This window comes from Pseudomonas sp. EA_15y_Pfl1_P101 (genome assembly GCF_963970835.1).
In the GTDB taxonomy this organism is placed as follows: Bacteria; Pseudomonadota; Gammaproteobacteria; order Pseudomonadales; family Pseudomonadaceae; genus Aquipseudomonas; species Aquipseudomonas tritici.
In genome coordinates, this window is sequence record NZ_CAXAPA010000001.1 from 380,181 (window position 1) to 397,696 (window position 17,516).

A 17,516-nucleotide genomic window follows, 5' to 3' on the forward strand; every position below is an offset into this window, starting at 1 on the left:
TCTTAGCCTCTGGGCTCAATGCTTGCCGCGAGGATCGCCAGCACCAACTGCTGAAAATCCAGACCGGCTGCGCGAGCGGCCATGGGCACCAGGCTGTGATCGGTCATGCCCGGAGCGGTGTTGACTTCAAGGAACCAGAAATTCCCTTGGTCATCCTGCATCACGTCTGCCCGCGCCCAACCGGCGATACCCAGCGCCTCACAGGCTTTCGCCGTGAGGTCCATCAATTCCTGTTCTTTGGTTGCATCAAGGCCGCACGGGATCCGGTACTGGGTATCGGAAGCCACGTACTTGGCGTCGTAGTCGTAAAAGGTGTGGGGCGTGCCCAATGCGATGGGCGGCAATACCTGGCCACGCAGGGTGGCGATGGTGTACTCGGGACCCTGGATCCACTGTTCAACCAATACTTGCGAATCGTAGGTGCTTGCCGCTTTCCATGCGTCGATCAATTCGGCGGCCGAGTTCACTTTGGCCATGCCGATACTGGAGCCTTCATGGGCTGGTTTGACGATCAAAGGCAGGCCCAGTTCCTTGGCTGCAGAAATACAATCGTCTTCGCTGCACAGCACGCTGTGACGCGGGGTCGGAATGCCCAGGCTGTGCCACACCTGCTTGGTGCGCAGCTTATCCATGGCCAATGCCGACGCGAGGATGCCGCTGCCGGTATAAGGAATGCCAGCGCACTCCAGCAGGCCTTGCATACTGCCGTCTTCACCGCCACGGCCGTGCAGGATGATGAAGGCGCGGTCAATTTTCTCGGCCTGCAGGCGGGCGAGGAAGTCGTCGCCTACGTCGATACCAAACGCGTTCACACCAGCGCTTTGCAGGGCTTCAAGCACGGCGTTGCCGGACTTGAGCGACACGTCGCGTTCAGCGCTTTTGCCGCCGAACAGCACCGCCACGCGACCGAAGTCGGCAGGCGTGACAGTGGAGAACAGGGAGCCGTAGTCAGTGGTCATTTCGACCTCCCCTTCGCGGCCGCAAACAGCGGGCTCGCCAACAATTTCGGGGCAAGGCCGCCAATGTCACCGGCCCCCTGGCACAGCAGAATGTCGCCGGCACGCAGCAGTGGCTTGACGATAGGGGCCAGGTCCACACCGCGCTCTATGTAGATCGGGTCCAACTGGCCACGCTGACGGATGCTGTTACACAGCTTGCGGCTGTCGGCACCCGGAATCGGTTCTTCACCGGCCGGGTAGACTTCCATCAACAACAGCACGTTGGCATCGGCCAATACATTGACGAAATCGTCGTACAAATCCCGGGTACGGCTGTAACGGTGCGGCTGGTAGACCATCACCAGGCGGCGCTCCGGCCAGCCACCACGCACGGCCTTGATCACGGCGGCCACTTCGGTGGGGTGGTGACCATAGTCGTCCACCAGCATCACGTCGCCGCCTTCTACCGGCAGTTGGCCGTAGACCTGGAAGCGACGGCCCACGCCGGCAAAGCGCGACAGACCTTCGACGATGGCTTCATCGCTGACGCCCTCGTCACTCGCAATGCAGATAGTCGCCAGCGAGTTCAAGACGTTGTGGTTGCCCGGCATGTTCACCGAGACATCCAGCGGTTCACGGTCCGGGCGCAGCACGGTGAAATAGGTCTGCATGCCTTCCTGGCGCACATTGATCGCGCGCACGTCGGCGTCTTCGCTGAAGCCGTAGGTCACGGTTGGGCGCTTGACCGATGGGAGGATTTCACGCACCACCGGGTCGTCCAGGCACACCACGGCCAGACCGTAGAACGGCAGGTTGTGCAGGAACTCGACGAAGGTTTTCTTCAACTTGTTGAAGTCGCCGTCGTACGTCGCCATGTGGTCTTCGTCGATGTTGGTGACGACGGCGACCATCGGCTGCAGGTGCAGGAAGCTCGCATCACTTTCATCGGCTTCGGCGATCAAGTAACGGCTGGTGCCGAGCTGGGCATTGGTGCCGGCTGCATTCAGGCGGCCGCCGATCACGAACGTTGGGTCCAGGCCACCGGCCGCGAACACCGAGGCGATCAGGCTGGTCGTGGTGGTTTTGCCATGGGTACCCGCAACGGCAATGCCGTGGCGATAGCGCATCAGCTCGGCAAGCATCTCGGCGCGTGGCACCACGGGAATACGGCGCTCAAGGGCCGTGGCCACCTCCGGGTTGGAGGTGTTCACAGCGCTGGACACTACCAGCACGTCGGCTTCGGCGGCGTTCTCGGAACGGTGGCCGATGAAGATCTGCGCGCCAAAGGTTTTCAGGCGCTCGGTGACCGGCGACTCTTTCAAGTCAGAGCCGGACACCTGGTAGCCCAGGTTCAGCAGTACTTCGGCGATACCGCACATACCCACGCCGCCGATACCGACGAAGTGGATGCGACGGATGCGGCGCATTTCCGGTTGCGGCATGGCTTTCTGATTCTCAACCATGAGCCACCTCCAGGCAGATATCGACCACGGTGCGGGTTGCGTCAGGTTTGGCCAGGCGGCTTGCGGTGCTCGCCATGCTATTGAGTCGTTCCGGTTGCATCAAAACCTCGGTCAGGCGTGCGGCCAAATCGGCGGCGCCAGTCGTTCTTTGCGGCAGCAGGAAGGCAGCGCCCTCCCCGGCCAAATATTCGGCGTTGCGGGTCTGGTGATCGTCAATCGCGTGGGGCAGAGGCACCAGCAAGGACGGCAGACCGGCGGCGGCCAGTTCACTGACGGTCAGCGCACCAGCGCGACAAACCACCAGGTCGGCCCAGCCATAGGCTTGGGCCATGTCTTTGATGAAGGGCTGTACGTTCGCCTCTACACCGGCTTCGCGGTAGCGCGTCGCGGTGCCTTCATCGTGATGCTTGCCGGCCTGATGGAAGACCTCCGGGCGCACTTCCACAGGGAGTTGCGCCACGGCTTCCGGCAGCAGTTTGTTCAGCGGCTCGGCGCCGAGGCTTCCACCCAGGATCAGCAGGTGCGCCTTGCGCCCGGCCAATGCTTCGCGAGCGATGTCCATAAACAGTTCAGTGCGCACCGGGTTGCCGGTGGTGCGGCGCTTGTCCGATGCTGCAAACGTATTCGGGAACGCTTCACACACCCGTGCAGCCAAGGGCACCAGCAGGCGGTTGGCAGTACCGGCGACGGCGTTCTGTTCGTGCACGATCACCGGCACGCCGGCAAGCTTGGCGGCGACGCCACCCGGGCCGGTCACGTAACCGCCAAAGCCGAGCACGCACACCGGTTTCAATTCGCGAATGACCTTGCGCGCTTGCCATACCGCCTTGAGCAACACAAACGGCGCCTTGAGCAAGGACAGTTTGCCTTTGCCACGCAGGCCGGTGACGTTGATCAGGTGCAGGGGCAAGCCGGCATTGGGTACCAATTCGTTTTCGATGCCTCGCGGTGTTCCCAACCAGTGCACGGTGAAACCACGGTTCTGAAATTCGCGCGCGCAGGCCAGGGCCGGGAACACATGGCCCCCGGTGCCGCCCGCCATGATCAGCACGTTAGCGCCCATGGGTCGGCTCCTCGGCGAAGTCACTTTCGCTGAACTCCATCTCCTCGCTGCCCAAGTGGGTTCGACTCTCCCACTCGATACGCAACAACAAGCCCAGACAGATGCAGCAAATCACCAACGAACTGCCGCCGTAGCTGAGGAACGGCAGGGTCAGGCCCTTGGTCGGCAGCCGACCGATATTCACCCCGACGTTAATCAGGAATTGGCCGATCCATAGGAAAGCCAACCCATACGCAACGTAGGCGGCAAAGTACTGCTTGGCTTTCTCTGCCCACAGGCCTATGTACATGGCGCGCACACAGACAAATACAAACAGCGCAACAGTGCACAGCGAACCCACTACACCAAGCTCTTCCGCCAGTACCGAGAACACGAAGTCGGTGTGGGCTTCCGGCAGGTAAAACTGTTTCTGCACACTGTTCCCCAAGCCCACGCCAAACCACCCGCCGCGGCCAAAGGCGATCAGCGCCTGGGTCAACTGGTAACCCGCGCCAAACTGATCGGACCATGGATCGGTAAAGGTAATCAGGCGGGCCATCCGATAGGGTTGCGCCAGGACCAGAAGGTAGACCGCGACCACCGCCAGCACGACCATCAAGGCGAAGCGTACGAGCCCGACGCCACCGAGGAATAGCATCGCCGCCGCCGCGCCCATCATGACGACGGTGGCACCGAAGTCGGGCTCCATCAGCAACAGGCCGGCCATAGGCAGCAGCACGATGAATGGCTTGAAGAAACCCATCCAGCTTTCGCGCACTTCTTTCTGGCGCCGCACCAGGTAGCCGGCGAGGTAGATCACCACGAATACCTTGGCGATTTCCGAAGGCTGCACGTTGAACGCACCGAAGCCGATCCAGCGCATCGAACCGTTCACCTCGCGGCCGATGCCGGGCAGGATCACCATGACCAGCAAGCCAAACGCACCGATCAGCATCAGCCAACCCAGGCGTTGCCAGGTAGCGATCGGGATCATCATGGTTACGACGCAGGCACCGAGGCCGATCACCAGGTACACCAAGTGACGGATCATCATGTACAGGGTGTTGCCCGACTGCACGGCGGCCACTTCGGAGGACGCCGACGTGATCATCACCAGGCCCAGGCCAAGCAGGGCCAGGCAACCGGCGAGCATTGGGAAATCCAGGTCGATACCGCGCCCGGTAATAATCGGCGACGGGTACGGCTTGATGATGTTTCTGAAGTCGATACTCATGCCAAGGCCTCCACGGCGCGGGCGAACAGCTGGCCGCGCTCTTCGTAGTTCTTGAACATGTCGAAACTGGCGCATGCCGGCGACAGCAGGACCGCATCGCCGGGCTGGGCAAGGGCTTTGCACTGGGCGATGGCGTCGTCCAGGGACGTGGCGCGTATGTGTTGCACGCCTTCGCCCAACGTAGCAGCGATCAAGTCAGCATCGCGCCCCATCAGCACCACGGCACGGCAATGTGCAGCGACCGGACCTTTAAGGTCCTTGAAGTCGGCACCTTTGCCGTCACCGCCAGCGATCAGCACCAGCTTGCCTTCGATATCGGCACCAAGGCCCTCGATGGCAGCCAGCGCCGCACCGACGTTGGTGGCCTTGGAATCGTTGTAATAGCTCACGCCATCCAGGTCGCGGACCCACTGGCAGCGATGCTCAAGACCGCCGAAGGTGCGCAGGGCCGATAACATAGCGTCGAACGGCAGGCCCACGGCATGGCCGAGCGCCAAGGCCGCCAGGGCGTTGGACTGGTTATGTGCGCCACGGATTTTCAGCTCGCGCACCGGCATCAGGTTCTGGAATTCGAAGGCCAGGTATTTCTCGCCGTTCTCTTCGCGAATGCCGAAGGTTTTGAAATCCGGCTTGCCGAGGCCGAAGGTCCAGCACGGCAGGCCCTCGCCCATCAGCGGGCGGCTCAATGCATCTTGGCGATTGACCACCACTTGCCTGGCGCCACGGAAGATCCGGTGCTTGGCCAGATGGTACGCAGGCAGGCCGCTATAGCGGTCCATGTGATCTTCGCTGACGTTCAATACGGTGGCGACTTCAGCACCGAGGTCGTGAGTCGTTTCCAGCTGGAAGCTCGACAACTCCATCACGTAAAGCTCGACGTCGTCGCTCAGCAGTTCCAGCGCCGGCGTGCCGAGGTTGCCGCCCACGGCCACGCGCTTGCCGGCCGCCGCCGCCATCTCGCCAACCAGAGTGGTCACGGTGCTTTTCGCGTTCGAGCCGCTGATGGCGATGATCGGTGCCTTCGCGTTACGTGCGAACAGATCAATGTCGCCGGACAGCTTGACGCCCCGCGCTGCTGCGGCTTGCAGGGCCGGTGTCGCGATTGCCAGGCCGGGGCTCACGTAGAGCTCGTCGGCACGGCACAGAAACTCGACATCCAACTCGCCACAACGCACTTCCACGTGCGGGTAGTCACGGCGCAGCGTGACCAGCTCCGGTGGATTTTCCCGCGTGTCGGCCACGGCAAACGACGTGCCCCGGTTCGCCAGGAAGCGAACCAGGGACATGCCGCTCTTGCCGAGGCCGACAACGATGCGGAAGTGGTCTGAAGCGATCAGGGACACTCGTTTCTACCTCAGTTTCAGGGTGGCAAGGCCGACCAGGACCAGAATCACGGTGATGATCCAGAAACGGACAATCACGCGCGGCTCGGGCCAGCCCTTGAGTTCAAAATGGTGGTGAATCGGCGCCATGCGGAACACACGACGCCCGGTCAATTTGAAGGAGGCCACCTGGATGACCACCGACAGGGTTTCCATCACGAACACACCGCCCATGATGAACAACACGATTTCCTGGCGAACGATCACCGCGATGGTGCCCAGGGCCGCGCCCAGTGCCAGTGCGCCGACGTCGCCCATGAAGACTTGTGCCGGGTAGGTGTTGAACCACAGGAACCCCAGGCCAGCACCGATCAGCGCGCCGCAGAACACGATCAACTCACCCGCGCCCGGTACGTAAGGGATCAGCAGGTATTCAGCGAATTTCACGTTACCCGACAGGTAGCAGAAGATGCCGAGCGCACCGCCGACCATCACCGTCGGCATGATCGCCAGGCCGTCGAGGCCGTCAGTCAGGTTCACCGCGTTGCTTGAGCCAACGATCACGAAATAGGTCAGCACCACAAAGCCGATGCCCAGTGGAATGCTGGCGTCCTTGAGCATTGGGATGATCAAGGTGGTCTCGACGGCGCTCGGCGCCGTCATGAACAGGAAAATCGCTGCGCCCAGGCCGAACACCGATTGCCAGAAATACTTCCAGCGGCTCGGCAGCCCCTTGGAGTTTTTCTCGATCACCTTGCGGTAGTCATCCACCCAGCCGATGGCGCCGAACAACAAGGTCACCAGCAGCACCGTCCAGACATAACGGTTGTGCAGGTCAGCCCACAGCAAGGTGCTGATGCCGATGGACGAGAGGATCAGCGCGCCGCCCATGGTCGGCGTGCCGGATTTGGACAGGTGCGACTGCGGGCCGTCATTGCGAACCGATTGACCAATTTGCAGGTTCTGCAGGGTGCGGATCATCCACGGCCCCAAAAACAGTGACAGAGACAGCGCGGTCAGCACACCCAGGATCCCGCGCAGGGTCAGGTACTGAAAGACCGCGAAGCCTTTGTGGAACTGTTGCAGATACTCAGCCAGCAGCAGCAGCATTAATGTTTCTCCGTACTTGAGCCACACAAGGCCGCGACGACGTTTTCCATCACCGCGCTGCGCGATCCCTTGATCAAAATGGTTGTGTGTTTGTCTTGTTCAGCCGCCGTCAGCGCCTGGATCAGCTCGGCCTGGGTCGCGAAATGCCGCGCGCCGGAACCAAAGCTGTTTACCGCGTGAGCCATGTTCGGGCCGACGGCGTAGAGCGCGTCAACGTTGCCTGCGGCATACGCACCGACTTCACGGTGCGACTGTTCGGCCCACTCGCCCAGTTCGGCGATATCACCCAGCACCAGTACCTTGCGACCGTCAAAGCCTTTGAGCAGGTCAATGGCGGCGCAGACCGAGGATTGGTTGGCGTTGTACGTGTCATCAATCACGCGCATGCCGTTGGTGGCCAACTGCGCCACAGTGCGGCCCTTGACCGGCTGCACCGCGCCCAACCCGGTGGCGATACCGAACAACGATACGCCCAAGGCGTAAGCAGCAGCGGCGGCGGCCAAGGCGTTGGCGACGTTGTGGTTGCCCAGCAGGTTCAACTGAACGTGCTCACTGCCTTGCGGAGTATGCAAGGTAAAGGACGGGCATCCACGCGCATCGACCGTGATGTTGGAGGCATGGAAATCGGCCGCTGCATTCAGCACGGCAAACGTCAGGACCTTGCGCCCGGCAGCGCGTACCCGCCAGGTTTCGAAAGCCTTGTCGTCAAGATTCAGAACAGCAGTGCCCGACGCATCCAGGCCCTCAAGGATTTCACCTTTGGCTTGGACGATTTTTTCCGGGCCACCGAACTCGCCGACGTGGGCGGTACCGGCATTGTTGATGATTGCCACGTGAGGCTTGGTCAAGGTCACGGTGTAGGCAATTTCACCGACGCGCGAAGCGCCCAGTTCGATCACAGCCGCGGTGTGTTCCGGGGCGAGTTCAAGCAGGGTCAGCGGAGCGCCGAAATCATTGTTCAGGTTGCCACGTGTGGCAAGGACCGGCCCGCGCGTGCGCAGCACACCGGCAAGCAGTTCCTTGACCGTGGTCTTACCGCTGGAGCCGGTGATGGCTGCAACCGGCTTATCAACAAAGGCGGCGCGGTTCAACGCGCCCAGCTGGCCCAAGGCCAGACGGGTATCGGCGACCAGCAATTGCGGCAAGGTGGAGTCGGCGACTTCGTGCTGCACCAACGCGCCGACGGCGCCTTTGGCGGCGACGTCGTTCAGGTAGTCATGACCGTCGAAACGCGGACCGGTCAGGGCAACAAACAGTTGCCCCGGCGTGATGGCGCGGCTGTCGATACTGACGCCGTCGAAACTGCAATCGCCCGACAACACACGGGCCGACAGCGCCTGGGCAAGTTCGCTGAACGTCATCGCTTTAAGCATGAGCGACCTCCCAGGCCGTCAAGGCATGCTCAGCCTCGAGCAGATCGGAGAAGGCATGCCGCTCGCCGTTGATTTCCTGGTAGTCCTCGTGACCTTTGCCGGCCAGCACGACCACGTCGTCAGCGCTGGCGCTGGCGATCAGTTGGGCGATAGCGGCGCCGCGACCGGCAACGAAAGTGACCTTGGACGCCTCTTTGAAGCCAACACGGATGTCGTCAAAAATCTGGCTCGGGTCCTCGCTGCGTGGGTTGTCGTCGGTGACGAGCACACCATCAGCCAGGCGTTCGACAATGTCGGCCATCAGCGGGCGTTTGCCGCGATCGCGATCGCCGCCGCAACCAAACAGACATAGCAATTTGCCCTTGGCGTGCGGACGCAGGGCCATCAGTACTTTTTCCAAAGCGTCTGGCGTGTGGGCGTAATCGACCACCACCAACGGCTGCGTGCCGCCACCCAGGCGCTGCATGCGACCGGCCGGCCCCTCCAGCTTGGGCAGTACGCGCAGGATTTCGTCCAGGGCGTAGTCCAGGCCGAGCAACGCGCCGATAGCGGCGAGTACGTTGCTCAGGTTGAAGCGACCGAGCAAGGTGCTGCGTAAATGGTGTTCGCCTTGCGGTGTAACCAAGGTGGCGCGCACGCCTTCGTCATTGAATTGGGCTTCGCGGCAATACAGGTAAGCGCTGGAGTCTTCCAGGCTGTAGCTGATCAGGCGCGATTCACGGTCTTCGGCTGCCAGTTGGCGACCAAACGCGTCGTCCAGGTTCACGACCCGGCACTTGAGGTCATTCCAGGCAAACAGCTTGGCCTTGGCTGCCGCGTAGGCTTCCATGGTGCCGTGGTAGTCCAGGTGATCACGGGACAGGTTGGTCATCACCGCCACATCAAACGCCAGCGCGGTGACGCGCCCCTGGTCCAGGCCATGGGACGACACTTCCATCGCAACCGCCTTGGCACCGGCCTTTTTCAGGTCGGCCAGGGTCGCTTGCACGGCGATCGGGTTTGGCGTGGTGTGCAGGCCGCTGTGCAGCGCGCCGTAGAAACCGGTGCCCAAGGTGCCAACAATGCCGCAATGCTGGCCGAGCAGGTCAAGGGCCTGGGCGACCAATTGGGTCACGCTGGTCTTTCCGTTGGTACCGGTCACGCCGACCAGATTGAGCTGGCGGCTCGGGTCGCCATAGAAGCGGCCGGCAATGTCGGACAATTGCGCAGCCAGGCCTTTGACCGGAATCAATGGCACGTCAGTGATCGGCAGCACGGTAGCGCCTTCCACTTCGTAAGCCACGGCGGCTGCACCACGCTGCAACGCGTCTGCGATATGCGCGCGGCCATCGAATTTACCGCCAGGCACGGCCAGGAACAGGTCACCGGCACGCACACTACGACTGTCCAGGCTCAACTCGCGAATCAACAAATCGCGACCAGCGTGGGCAAAAATCTTGTTCAGGCTAAGAGACATCAGCCGCGCCCTCCATTGGCTTTTACAGCAGCGGTCGGTGGTCCGGCGCTCGCTTGTTGAGTCGGCGGCAGGTTGTCCGGCGTGATGTTCATCAGGCGCAGGGTGCCGGACATCACTTTGCTGAACACCGGCGCCGATACCAGGCCGCCGAAGTAGCCCGCTTTGCTCGGCTCATCGATCACGACGACGATGGCGTAGCGTGGGTCGCTCATCGGACCGAAGCCGGCGAACAACGAACGGTAGGAGTTTTCGGCGTAGCCCCTGGTGCCGACCGATGTCTTGCGCGCGGTACCCGACTTGCCGGCCACGTGATACGCCGGCACTTGGGCACGGAATACACCGCGCGGTGCTTCGATCACTTGTTGCAGCATGCCTTGGATGGTCTTGGCGACGTTTTCCGGGATGACCTGGGTGGCTTTCGGCGCTTCGTCGATGTGGATCAGGCTCAGTGGAACCATCCGGCCATTATTTGCCAATACAGAGAAAGCATGGGCCAGTTGGATCGCCGTCACCGACAGGCCGTAGCCGTAGGAAAGTGTGGCGGTCTCGGCCTTTTTCCAGTCGCGATAGTTAGGCAGGTTGCCCACACGTTCGCCAGGAAAATCCAGGCCGGTGGGTTGGCCCAAACCGAGCTTCTGCGCCAGGTGGTAAATGGTTTCGCCACCAATATCGAAGGCGACCTTACTCATGCCCACGTTACTGGAGTTGATCAGGATACCTGTCAAATCCAGCACAGGACCTTCGGAGCGCGATACGTCGCGAATGGTGTATTTTCCCAGCTGCAAGGTGCCTGGGTACACCTCGACCTTGTCGCTGGGTTTCCAGCGTCCGGTTTCCAGGGCGGCACTCATCGAGATGGCTTTCATGGTCGAACCTGGTTCGAACACGTCGATCATCGCGCGGTTGCGCATCATCGCCGGTTGCAGGTTGCGACGGTTGTTGGGGTTGTAGGTCGGCTGGTTGACCATGGCAAGGATCTCGCCGGTCTTCACGTCCATGATCACCAGGCTGCCGGCCTTGGCGCCGTTCTCGATGATCGCGTTACGCAGCTCGCGGTTGGCCAGGTATTGCAGGCGCAGGTCAATCGACAACGCCAAGGGCTTACCGGCCTTGGCGTTTTTGGTGACCTGGACATCCTTGATCAACCTCCCGCGCCGATCCTTGATGACTTGTCGCTTGCCGGGAACTCCGGCGAGCCATTCATCGTAGGCGAGTTCCACACCTTCTCGGCCGTGGTCATCGATGTCGGTAAAGCCGACCATGTGCGCGGTGGTTTCACCCGCCGGGTAGAAACGACGGAATTCCTCGATGCCGTAGACACCGGGGACTTTAAGATCGAGCACTTGCTGGCCCTGTTCGGGGGTGAGGCCGCGAACCAGGTAGATGAATTCTTTGTTGGCTTGCGCTTCCAGACGCTGGGCCAAGGCTTTCGGGTCTTGGCCGAGGGCAGCGGCAAGCGCTGGCCAACGGTCCTTGGCCACCTGCAGTTCCTTGGGGTTTGCCCACAGGGTAGTCACCGGGGTGCTGACGGCCAAAGGCTCGCCATTACGGTCGGTGATCAGGCCGCGGTGCGCAGGAATCGGAATATGCCGCAGACTACGTGCATCGCCCTGGCTGATCAGGAACTCACGGTCGATCACTTGCAGATCAATGATCCGCCAGGCGATCGCACCCACCATCAATGCCAGCAACCCCACCACCAGGCGGAAGCGCCATGGGTAGAGTGCGCCTTCGAGCTTCATCATGGCGTCACCATGCGAACTTCGGCCGCGCCGGGGATGTGCATTTTCAACTGTTCGGTGGCCAGCACTTCGATGCGACTATGGGCAGTCCAGGTGCTTTGCTCCAGGATGAGCCGGCCCCACTCGGCTTGCGCCTTGTCCCGCACACTCAATTCCCCGTACAGGGTATTGAGCAATTGACGGTTGTAGTGCGCGCTGTAGGACACCGCAATCGCGGACACCAGCACGCCAACGTACAACAGCATCATGAAGAAGCTGCCGCCCGGAAGAGGCTTGGCAAAAAGCTTGCTCACCGTAACCTCTCCGCGACGCGCATGACGGCACTGCGGGAACGTGGGTTAGCCTTGAGTTCGGCCTCGGAAGCGAACTGCGGCTTGCCATGGATTTTGATTTTCGGCACAAAGGCGTCGAAACGTACCGGCAGGTTGCGCGGCAGGTTGTCGGACTCACCCTTGACCAGGCGACGCATGAACAGTTTGACGATACGGTCTTCCAGGGAGTGGAAGCTGATCACAACAAGTCGACCGCCCACTTCCAGCGCCTCGAGGGCAGCTTCGAGGCCGGCCTCCAGGTCGCCCAATTCGTTATTGACGTGAATACGCAAGCCTTGGAACGCACGGGTCGCCGGGTTCTTGCCTTTTTCCCACGCGGGGTTGGCGACTTTCAGTACTTCGGCGAGATCAGCGGTGCGCTCGAATGGCTGGATTTCGCGGCGCTCGACCACGGCACGGGCCATGCGACCGGCGAAGCGTTCTTCACCGTATTCCTTGAACACACGGGCGATTTCTTCCACGGGTGCGGTGGCGATGAACTGTGCAGCACTGACGCCACGCGTGGGGTCCATGCGCATGTCGAGCGGGCCGTCGCTCATGAAACTGAAGCCGCGCTCCGGGTCGTCGAGCTGTGGCGAAGACACGCCCAGGTCGAGCAAAATCCCGGCCACCTTGCCCGCCATGCCGCGCTCGGCGACTTCAGCGCCCAGTTCGGCAAAGCTACGCTGCACAACGACAAAGCGGCCGTCTTCGGCCGCTAGCGCTTGCCCGGTGGCAATCGCTTGGGGGTCTTTGTCAAACCCGAGGAGTTTACCGTCCGACCCAAGCTGGCTGAGGATCAACCGACTATGCCCGCCCCTGCCGAAAGTGCCATCCAAATAGCAGCCATCCGCGCGTACGGCGAGAGCCTCAACGGCTTCGTCAAGCAGTACGGTGATGTGGTTAAAGCCGCTATCAATAGTCACAGGATCAAATCACGCAGTTCATCAGGCATAGCGCCCGGTTGTTGAATAGCAGCCAGGTCTGCTGCAGAAACAGCATCCCAGGCATCTTCGTCCCACAATTGGAACTTGTTCAGTTGGCCGACCAGCATTGCGCGCTTATCCAGCTTGGCGTACTCGCGCAAACGCGCAGGCACCAGGAAGCGACCGCTGCCATCGAGTTCAAGGTCGACGGCATTACCAATCAGCAAACGCTGCAGGCGGCGGTTTTCTTCACGCAATGAAGGCAGGGCGCGCAGCTTGGTTTCAATCAACTCCCACTCATCGAGCGGGTAAACACATAAACAAGGGTCAACGGCATCGATGGTGATGATTAACTGCCCGGAACTTCGCGAAATCAGCTCGTCACGATACCGGCTCGGCATAGCGAGACGGCCTTTTGCATCGAGACTGATTGCATTAGCTCCGCGAAACACAGATGCGTTTCTCCAAATTTTAGCGTTTTACGTTCAAAAAACCCACTTTGTGCCACTTTCCGCCACTTGCGCACACTATAGGAATGCGCCCACCACACCGTCAAGGCGCGGATTCAAGGAAAAGCCTTACAGAACGGAGATTTAGGAGCGTAAACGGAGGAGAAACCCGAGTTCGTCGGTATTTTTGGCTCAACAAGCGCAGATAGCTCAAAGAGCTATGGCTTAAAGTTAAAGTGATTTATTAAGAGTAAGATTTTTTTGGTATTACGAAGATGCATCTGCCAATGATTTGGCAGGGAGGGATTCTTGCGTTACTACCGATTTCCGCCCGAGATTCAGACAGAAGAAAAAAGGTGGAGAGTCGATCTGTAAGCCGGGTTCTGTCTTGAACAGTCATTCGTCTACGATGGCCATCACTGGACACCTTTAGCAACCTACCCGGTCCCAGCGCGGGCCACGCCTTGGGACCCTATTTGGTCTTGCTCCAAGTGGGGTTTACCTAGCCACGAACTGTTGCCAGTCGTGCGGTGCGCTCTTACCGCACCTTTTCACCCTTACCGGCACCGAAGCGCTTAGGCGGTTATTTTCTGTGGCACTTTCCGTAGGCTCACGCCTCCCAGGCATTACCTGGCACTTCGCCCTATGGAGCCCGGACTTTCCTCCCCCTCCTAATTTTCATAGAAGGCAGCGACTGTCCAATCGACTCTCCGCCGCGAAGGTTAACGGCACGGCGGACTTAGGACAAGTAATAAAAGTTCAGAATTGCCATCACGTTCAGACGGAATACAGGTTTTAGCCCAAAACTATTCGGCTTTCTGTTTATCCAGCGCAGCCTGGTACAAGAGGTTCTTGCGAACGCCGGTAATTTCCGCCGCCAGGGCCGCAGCACGCTTGAGGGGCATTTCCTTGAGCAGCAGGTCAAGGATGCGCATCGCCTCGCTGCCCACGGCGTCTTCATCCTCCGGCGCCGTCCAGCCCGCCACCAGCACAACGCACTCGCCGCGCTGTTGATTGCTGTCGCCCTCGACAAACCCGCGCAGCGCTTCCAAAGGCAGGCCCTTTAGTGTTTCAAAGGTCTTGGTCAGCTCACGGGCCAGCAGTGCCAGGCGTTCGCCGCCAAACACCAGCTCCATGTCTTGCAGGCATTCAAGGATGCGGTGTGGGGCCTCGTAAAAGATCAGGGTGCGCGGTTCTTCCTTCAACGCCTGAAGACGCGCGCGACGGCCCACGGCCTTGGCCGGCAGAAAACCTTCGAAGATAAAACGGTCGGAGGGCAAACCTGCCGCCGACAATGCGGCGATCAGCGCGCACGCCCCCGGAACAGGCACTACATTGATACCCGCAGCCCGTGCCTGGCGCACCAGATGGTAGCCTGGGTCGGAAATCAGCGGCGTACCCGCGTCGGAGATCAGCGCCACATCGTCGCCGGCCAACAGGCGCACGATAAAACGACTGCCCTCTTCGCGCTCATTATGTTCATGGCAGGCCGCAAGTGGGGTGCTGATACCAAAATGCTGCATTAATCGCTGGGAGTGCCGCGTGTCTTCAGCCGCGACCAATTTGACGTCGCGCAACACCTTAAGCGCCCGCGCACTGATGTCGTCCAGGTTGCCAATGGGCGTCGCCACGACAAAAAGCGAGCCTGAAGTGGAATTCAAAGGACCTGGAGCAGTCAAAACGCACACCTCGATGGTTGGCAAAAGCGGCATTGTAGCGCGTAGGCGCCTTGAAAATATGCCATCAAGGTCGATGCCGTTTCAGCCGTTAGTCGCCGGTAGCAACATTTGCACGACCTAAATTGACAGTTTCACGCCACTAACATCGCGCCTGGGCCAGTGCTTGGGTACAATTCCACGCTTATTTGATCGGTATCAGGAACACTTACATGATCGCTTGCCTGCGGCTGCTCTCCGCCCTCTGCCTCGCTGCCTTGCTGGCCGCTTGCGCCAGCTCGCCCTCGTCCAGCCTTGGCGACCTTCCACGGACTCCGGACGCCAGTATCGAGCAACTGCTCGAACAGGCCACGACTGCCAACACGCCAGAAAAGGCCGCCATGCTGCGCCTGAGTGCGGCAGACATGGCCTACAAACAGAACAACTCAGGGCGCTCGGCGCAGATTCTGGCGCAGGTGCCCCTGGATATCCTCAAGCCAGCCCCGCAGGTTTTTGCGAGCACCCTGGCCGCCGAATTGGCCATGGCACGCAACCAGCCCAAGGCCGCCTTGACCGCCCTGAACCACCCGAGCCTGCAAAACCTGAAGGACCTGCCGCCTGAACAGCAGATCCGCACAGGCAGCGTGCACGCCCGTGCTTATGAGGCCGATGGCCAGACCCTGGCGGCTGCGCGTGAGCGTGTTGCCATGGCCCCGCTGCTCACTGGCGATGCCGCCAACAGCAACCACGAAGCCATCTGGGCACTGATTGGCGCCCTGCCGGCCGAACAGCTGCAAGCCAGCGGGAACCCAGTGCTGGACGGCTGGATCACCCTCGCCCAGTCGGTCAAGGGCGCCGGTACGCTGGAGCAACAACAAGCCGCGATCGACACCTGGCGTGCACAGAACCCGGGCCACCCAGCCGCCGTGCAACTGCCGTCGCCGCTGATCAAACTCAAGGAGCTGGCCAGCCAGCCCCTGACCAAGATTGCCCTGCTGCTGCCCCAAGACGGCCCGCTGGCCGCCGTCGGCAAAGCACTGCGCGAGGGTTTCATGGCTGCGCACTACCAGGCTGAACAAGCCGGGCAGAAGCCGCCAGTCATCGAGTTCTATGACAGCTCGCGCCTGACCTCCATTGATGAGTTCTACGCCAAGGCCCAGGCCGCAGGCGTGCAACTGGTGGTCGGTCCGCTGGAAAAACCACTGGTCAAACAGCTCAGTGCACGTGCGCAGTTGCCGATTACCACCCTGGCGCTGAACTACAGCGAGACTGACCAAGGCCCGCCGCAGCTGTTCCAGTTCGGCCTGGCTGCTGAAGACGAAGCCCGCGAAGTATCGCGCCGCGCACGTGCCGACGGCCTGCATCGCGCTGCGGCGATGGTGCCACGTGGTGAGTGGGGCGAGCGTGTCTACAAGGCCTTCCGCCAGGATTGGGAAGCCAATGGCGGCACGGCGATGGGTGTCGAGTATGTCGACCAGCCAGTCGCCCTCGCCCAGCAAATTGCCGAACTGCTCCAACTGCGTAAAAGCGAAGGCCGCGCCAAGAGCCTGCAAAGCACCGTCGGCACCGACGTAGCCGCGCAACCCTCGCGTCGCCAGGACATCGAGTTCATCTTCCTGGCCGTGACCCCGCAGCTGGCCCAGCAGATCAAGCCGACCCTGAACTTCCAATACGCCGGTGATTTGCCGGTGTACGCCACGTCCCACGTGTTCAGCGCCAGCGGCGACAAGAACCAGTACCTGGACATGACTAACGTGATGTTCTGCGAAACCCCTTGGCTGCTCAACACCACCGATCCTCTGCGCAACCAGGTTGCTGCCCAATGGCCGCAAGCCAATGGCAGCCTGGGCCGCCTGTATGCGATGGGCGTCGATGCCTACCGCCTGGCGCCGCGCCTGGGCCAACTCAAGGCATTGCCGGATACCCGTGTTGACGGCCTTTCGGGCAACCTGGGCATCAGCACCAACCAGCGCGTTGATCGCCAGCTGCCATGGGCCAAGTTCGTCGGTGGCGGGATCCAGCGCCTGCCGGACACCCCGCGCTGATGCCCGAGCGGTCCAGCGCACAAAGCGGCAAGGACGCCGAACTTCAAGCATTGAAACACTTGCAACAGCAGGGTCTGCGCCTACTGGCGCAGAACTGGTTGTGCAAACGCGGCGAGCTTGATCTGGTCATGCTTGACGGCGATACAGTAGTATTCGTCGAGGTCCGCTACAGAAAACACGCACAATGGGGTGGCGCGCTCGCCAGTATCGACGGGCGCAAGCGTCAGAAACTGATACTCGCGGCGCAGTTTTTCCTGCAAAAAGAGCATCGCTGGGCCGACGCCCCCTGCCGTTTCGATGTGGTTGCCATAGAAAGCACACCGTCTGGTCAGGCTGATCTGAACTGGCTTAAAAATGCCTTCGACAGCTGATTCGCCGGACATCTTCACCACACACTTTTGCTCTTTGCTTTGCGGGCTACACATTCCTGTGCCAAACAGCCGCGCTACT

At 60.9% G+C, this 17,516-nt stretch carries 15 protein-coding genes and 1 other RNA gene; 2 read left to right on the forward strand and 14 right to left on the reverse strand.

Annotation, left to right across the window (positions count from 1 at the left end):
- Positions 1 to 2 precede the first annotated feature (2 nt).
- The 14 genes from AACY36_RS01810 to rsmI all read right to left on the reverse strand — a co-directional run bounded on the left by AACY36_RS01810 (position 3) and on the right by rsmI (position 15,078).
- Positions 3 to 959 (reverse strand): D-alanine--D-alanine ligase, encoded by a 957-nt coding sequence (locus tag AACY36_RS01810; protein WP_339417585.1) that lies wholly within the window; start codon positions 957 to 959, stop codon positions 3 to 5.
- A complete protein-coding gene (gene murC, locus AACY36_RS01815) occupies positions 956 to 2,401 on the reverse strand; it encodes a UDP-N-acetylmuramate--L-alanine ligase (RefSeq protein WP_339417584.1) in 1,446 nt (481 codons plus the stop codon). The genes AACY36_RS01810 and murC overlap by 4 nt, the downstream gene beginning before the upstream one ends.
- On the reverse strand, positions 2,394 to 3,464 hold the full coding sequence (gene murG, locus AACY36_RS01820; protein WP_339417583.1) for an undecaprenyldiphospho-muramoylpentapeptide beta-N-acetylglucosaminyltransferase: 1,071 nt from the start codon (positions 3,462 to 3,464) through the stop codon (positions 2,394 to 2,396). Before murG ends, murC begins: the two co-directional genes overlap by 8 nt.
- On the reverse strand, positions 3,454 to 4,677 hold the full coding sequence (gene ftsW / locus AACY36_RS01825) for a putative lipid II flippase FtsW (protein ID WP_339417582.1): 1,224 nt from the start codon (positions 4,675 to 4,677) through the stop codon (positions 3,454 to 3,456). Before ftsW ends, murG begins: the two co-directional genes overlap by 11 nt.
- Complete coding sequence (gene murD / locus AACY36_RS01830) at positions 4,674 to 6,020, reverse strand: UDP-N-acetylmuramoyl-L-alanine--D-glutamate ligase (RefSeq protein ID WP_339417581.1); 1,347 nt, start codon at positions 6,018 to 6,020, stop codon at positions 4,674 to 4,676. The genes ftsW and murD overlap by 4 nt, the downstream gene beginning before the upstream one ends.
- Positions 6,021 to 6,026: 6 nt before the next feature.
- Complete coding sequence (gene mraY, locus AACY36_RS01835) at positions 6,027 to 7,109, reverse strand: phospho-N-acetylmuramoyl-pentapeptide-transferase (protein ID WP_065875052.1); 1,083 nt, start codon at positions 7,107 to 7,109, stop codon at positions 6,027 to 6,029.
- Positions 7,109 to 8,482, reverse strand: a complete 1,374-nt coding sequence (locus AACY36_RS01840; protein WP_339417580.1) for a UDP-N-acetylmuramoyl-tripeptide--D-alanyl-D-alanine ligase — start codon at positions 8,480 to 8,482, stop codon at positions 7,109 to 7,111. The genes mraY and AACY36_RS01840 overlap by 1 nt, the downstream gene beginning before the upstream one ends.
- A complete protein-coding gene (locus AACY36_RS01845; protein WP_339417578.1) occupies positions 8,475 to 9,938 on the reverse strand; it encodes a UDP-N-acetylmuramoyl-L-alanyl-D-glutamate--2,6-diaminopimelate ligase in 1,464 nt (487 codons plus the stop codon). Before AACY36_RS01845 ends, AACY36_RS01840 begins: the two co-directional genes overlap by 8 nt.
- The gene (locus AACY36_RS01850) at positions 9,938 to 11,680 is read right to left on the reverse strand and encodes a peptidoglycan D,D-transpeptidase FtsI family protein (protein WP_339417606.1); all 1,743 of its coding nucleotides are present in this window, start codon (positions 11,678 to 11,680) and stop codon (positions 9,938 to 9,940) included. Before AACY36_RS01850 ends, AACY36_RS01845 begins: the two co-directional genes overlap by 1 nt.
- Complete coding sequence (ftsL, locus tag AACY36_RS01855) at positions 11,680 to 11,973, reverse strand: cell division protein FtsL (RefSeq protein ID WP_339417576.1); 294 nt, start codon at positions 11,971 to 11,973, stop codon at positions 11,680 to 11,682. Before ftsL ends, AACY36_RS01850 begins: the two co-directional genes overlap by 1 nt.
- On the reverse strand, positions 11,970 to 12,917 hold the full coding sequence (gene rsmH / locus AACY36_RS01860) for a 16S rRNA (cytosine(1402)-N(4))-methyltransferase RsmH (RefSeq protein WP_445262849.1): 948 nt from the start codon (positions 12,915 to 12,917) through the stop codon (positions 11,970 to 11,972). The genes ftsL and rsmH overlap by 4 nt, the downstream gene beginning before the upstream one ends.
- Positions 12,914 to 13,369 (reverse strand): division/cell wall cluster transcriptional repressor MraZ, encoded by a 456-nt coding sequence (mraZ, locus tag AACY36_RS01865; protein ID WP_339417574.1) that lies wholly within the window; start codon positions 13,367 to 13,369, stop codon positions 12,914 to 12,916. The genes rsmH and mraZ overlap by 4 nt, the downstream gene beginning before the upstream one ends.
- 353 nt (positions 13,370 to 13,722) lie before the next feature.
- An RNA gene (gene rnpB / locus AACY36_RS01870) (RNase P RNA component class A) lies at positions 13,723 to 14,076 on the reverse strand.
- A 96-nt stretch (positions 14,077 to 14,172) separates the two neighbouring features.
- The gene (gene rsmI / locus AACY36_RS01875; RefSeq protein ID WP_339417572.1) at positions 14,173 to 15,078 is read right to left on the reverse strand and encodes a 16S rRNA (cytidine(1402)-2'-O)-methyltransferase; all 906 of its coding nucleotides are present in this window, start codon (positions 15,076 to 15,078) and stop codon (positions 14,173 to 14,175) included.
- 176 nt (positions 15,079 to 15,254) lie between these two features.
- Here rsmI and AACY36_RS01880 point away from each other — a divergent pair, with 176 nt between their 5' ends.
- The gene (locus AACY36_RS01880) at positions 15,255 to 17,066 is read left to right on the forward strand and encodes a penicillin-binding protein activator (RefSeq protein ID WP_339417571.1); all 1,812 of its coding nucleotides are present in this window, start codon (positions 15,255 to 15,257) and stop codon (positions 17,064 to 17,066) included.
- Entirely contained in the window at positions 17,066 to 17,437 is a 372-nt protein-coding gene (locus AACY36_RS01885; RefSeq protein ID WP_061435353.1) for a YraN family protein, read from the forward strand. The genes AACY36_RS01880 and AACY36_RS01885 overlap by 1 nt, the downstream gene beginning before the upstream one ends.
- The last annotated feature ends 79 nt before the right edge of the window (positions 17,438 to 17,516 follow it).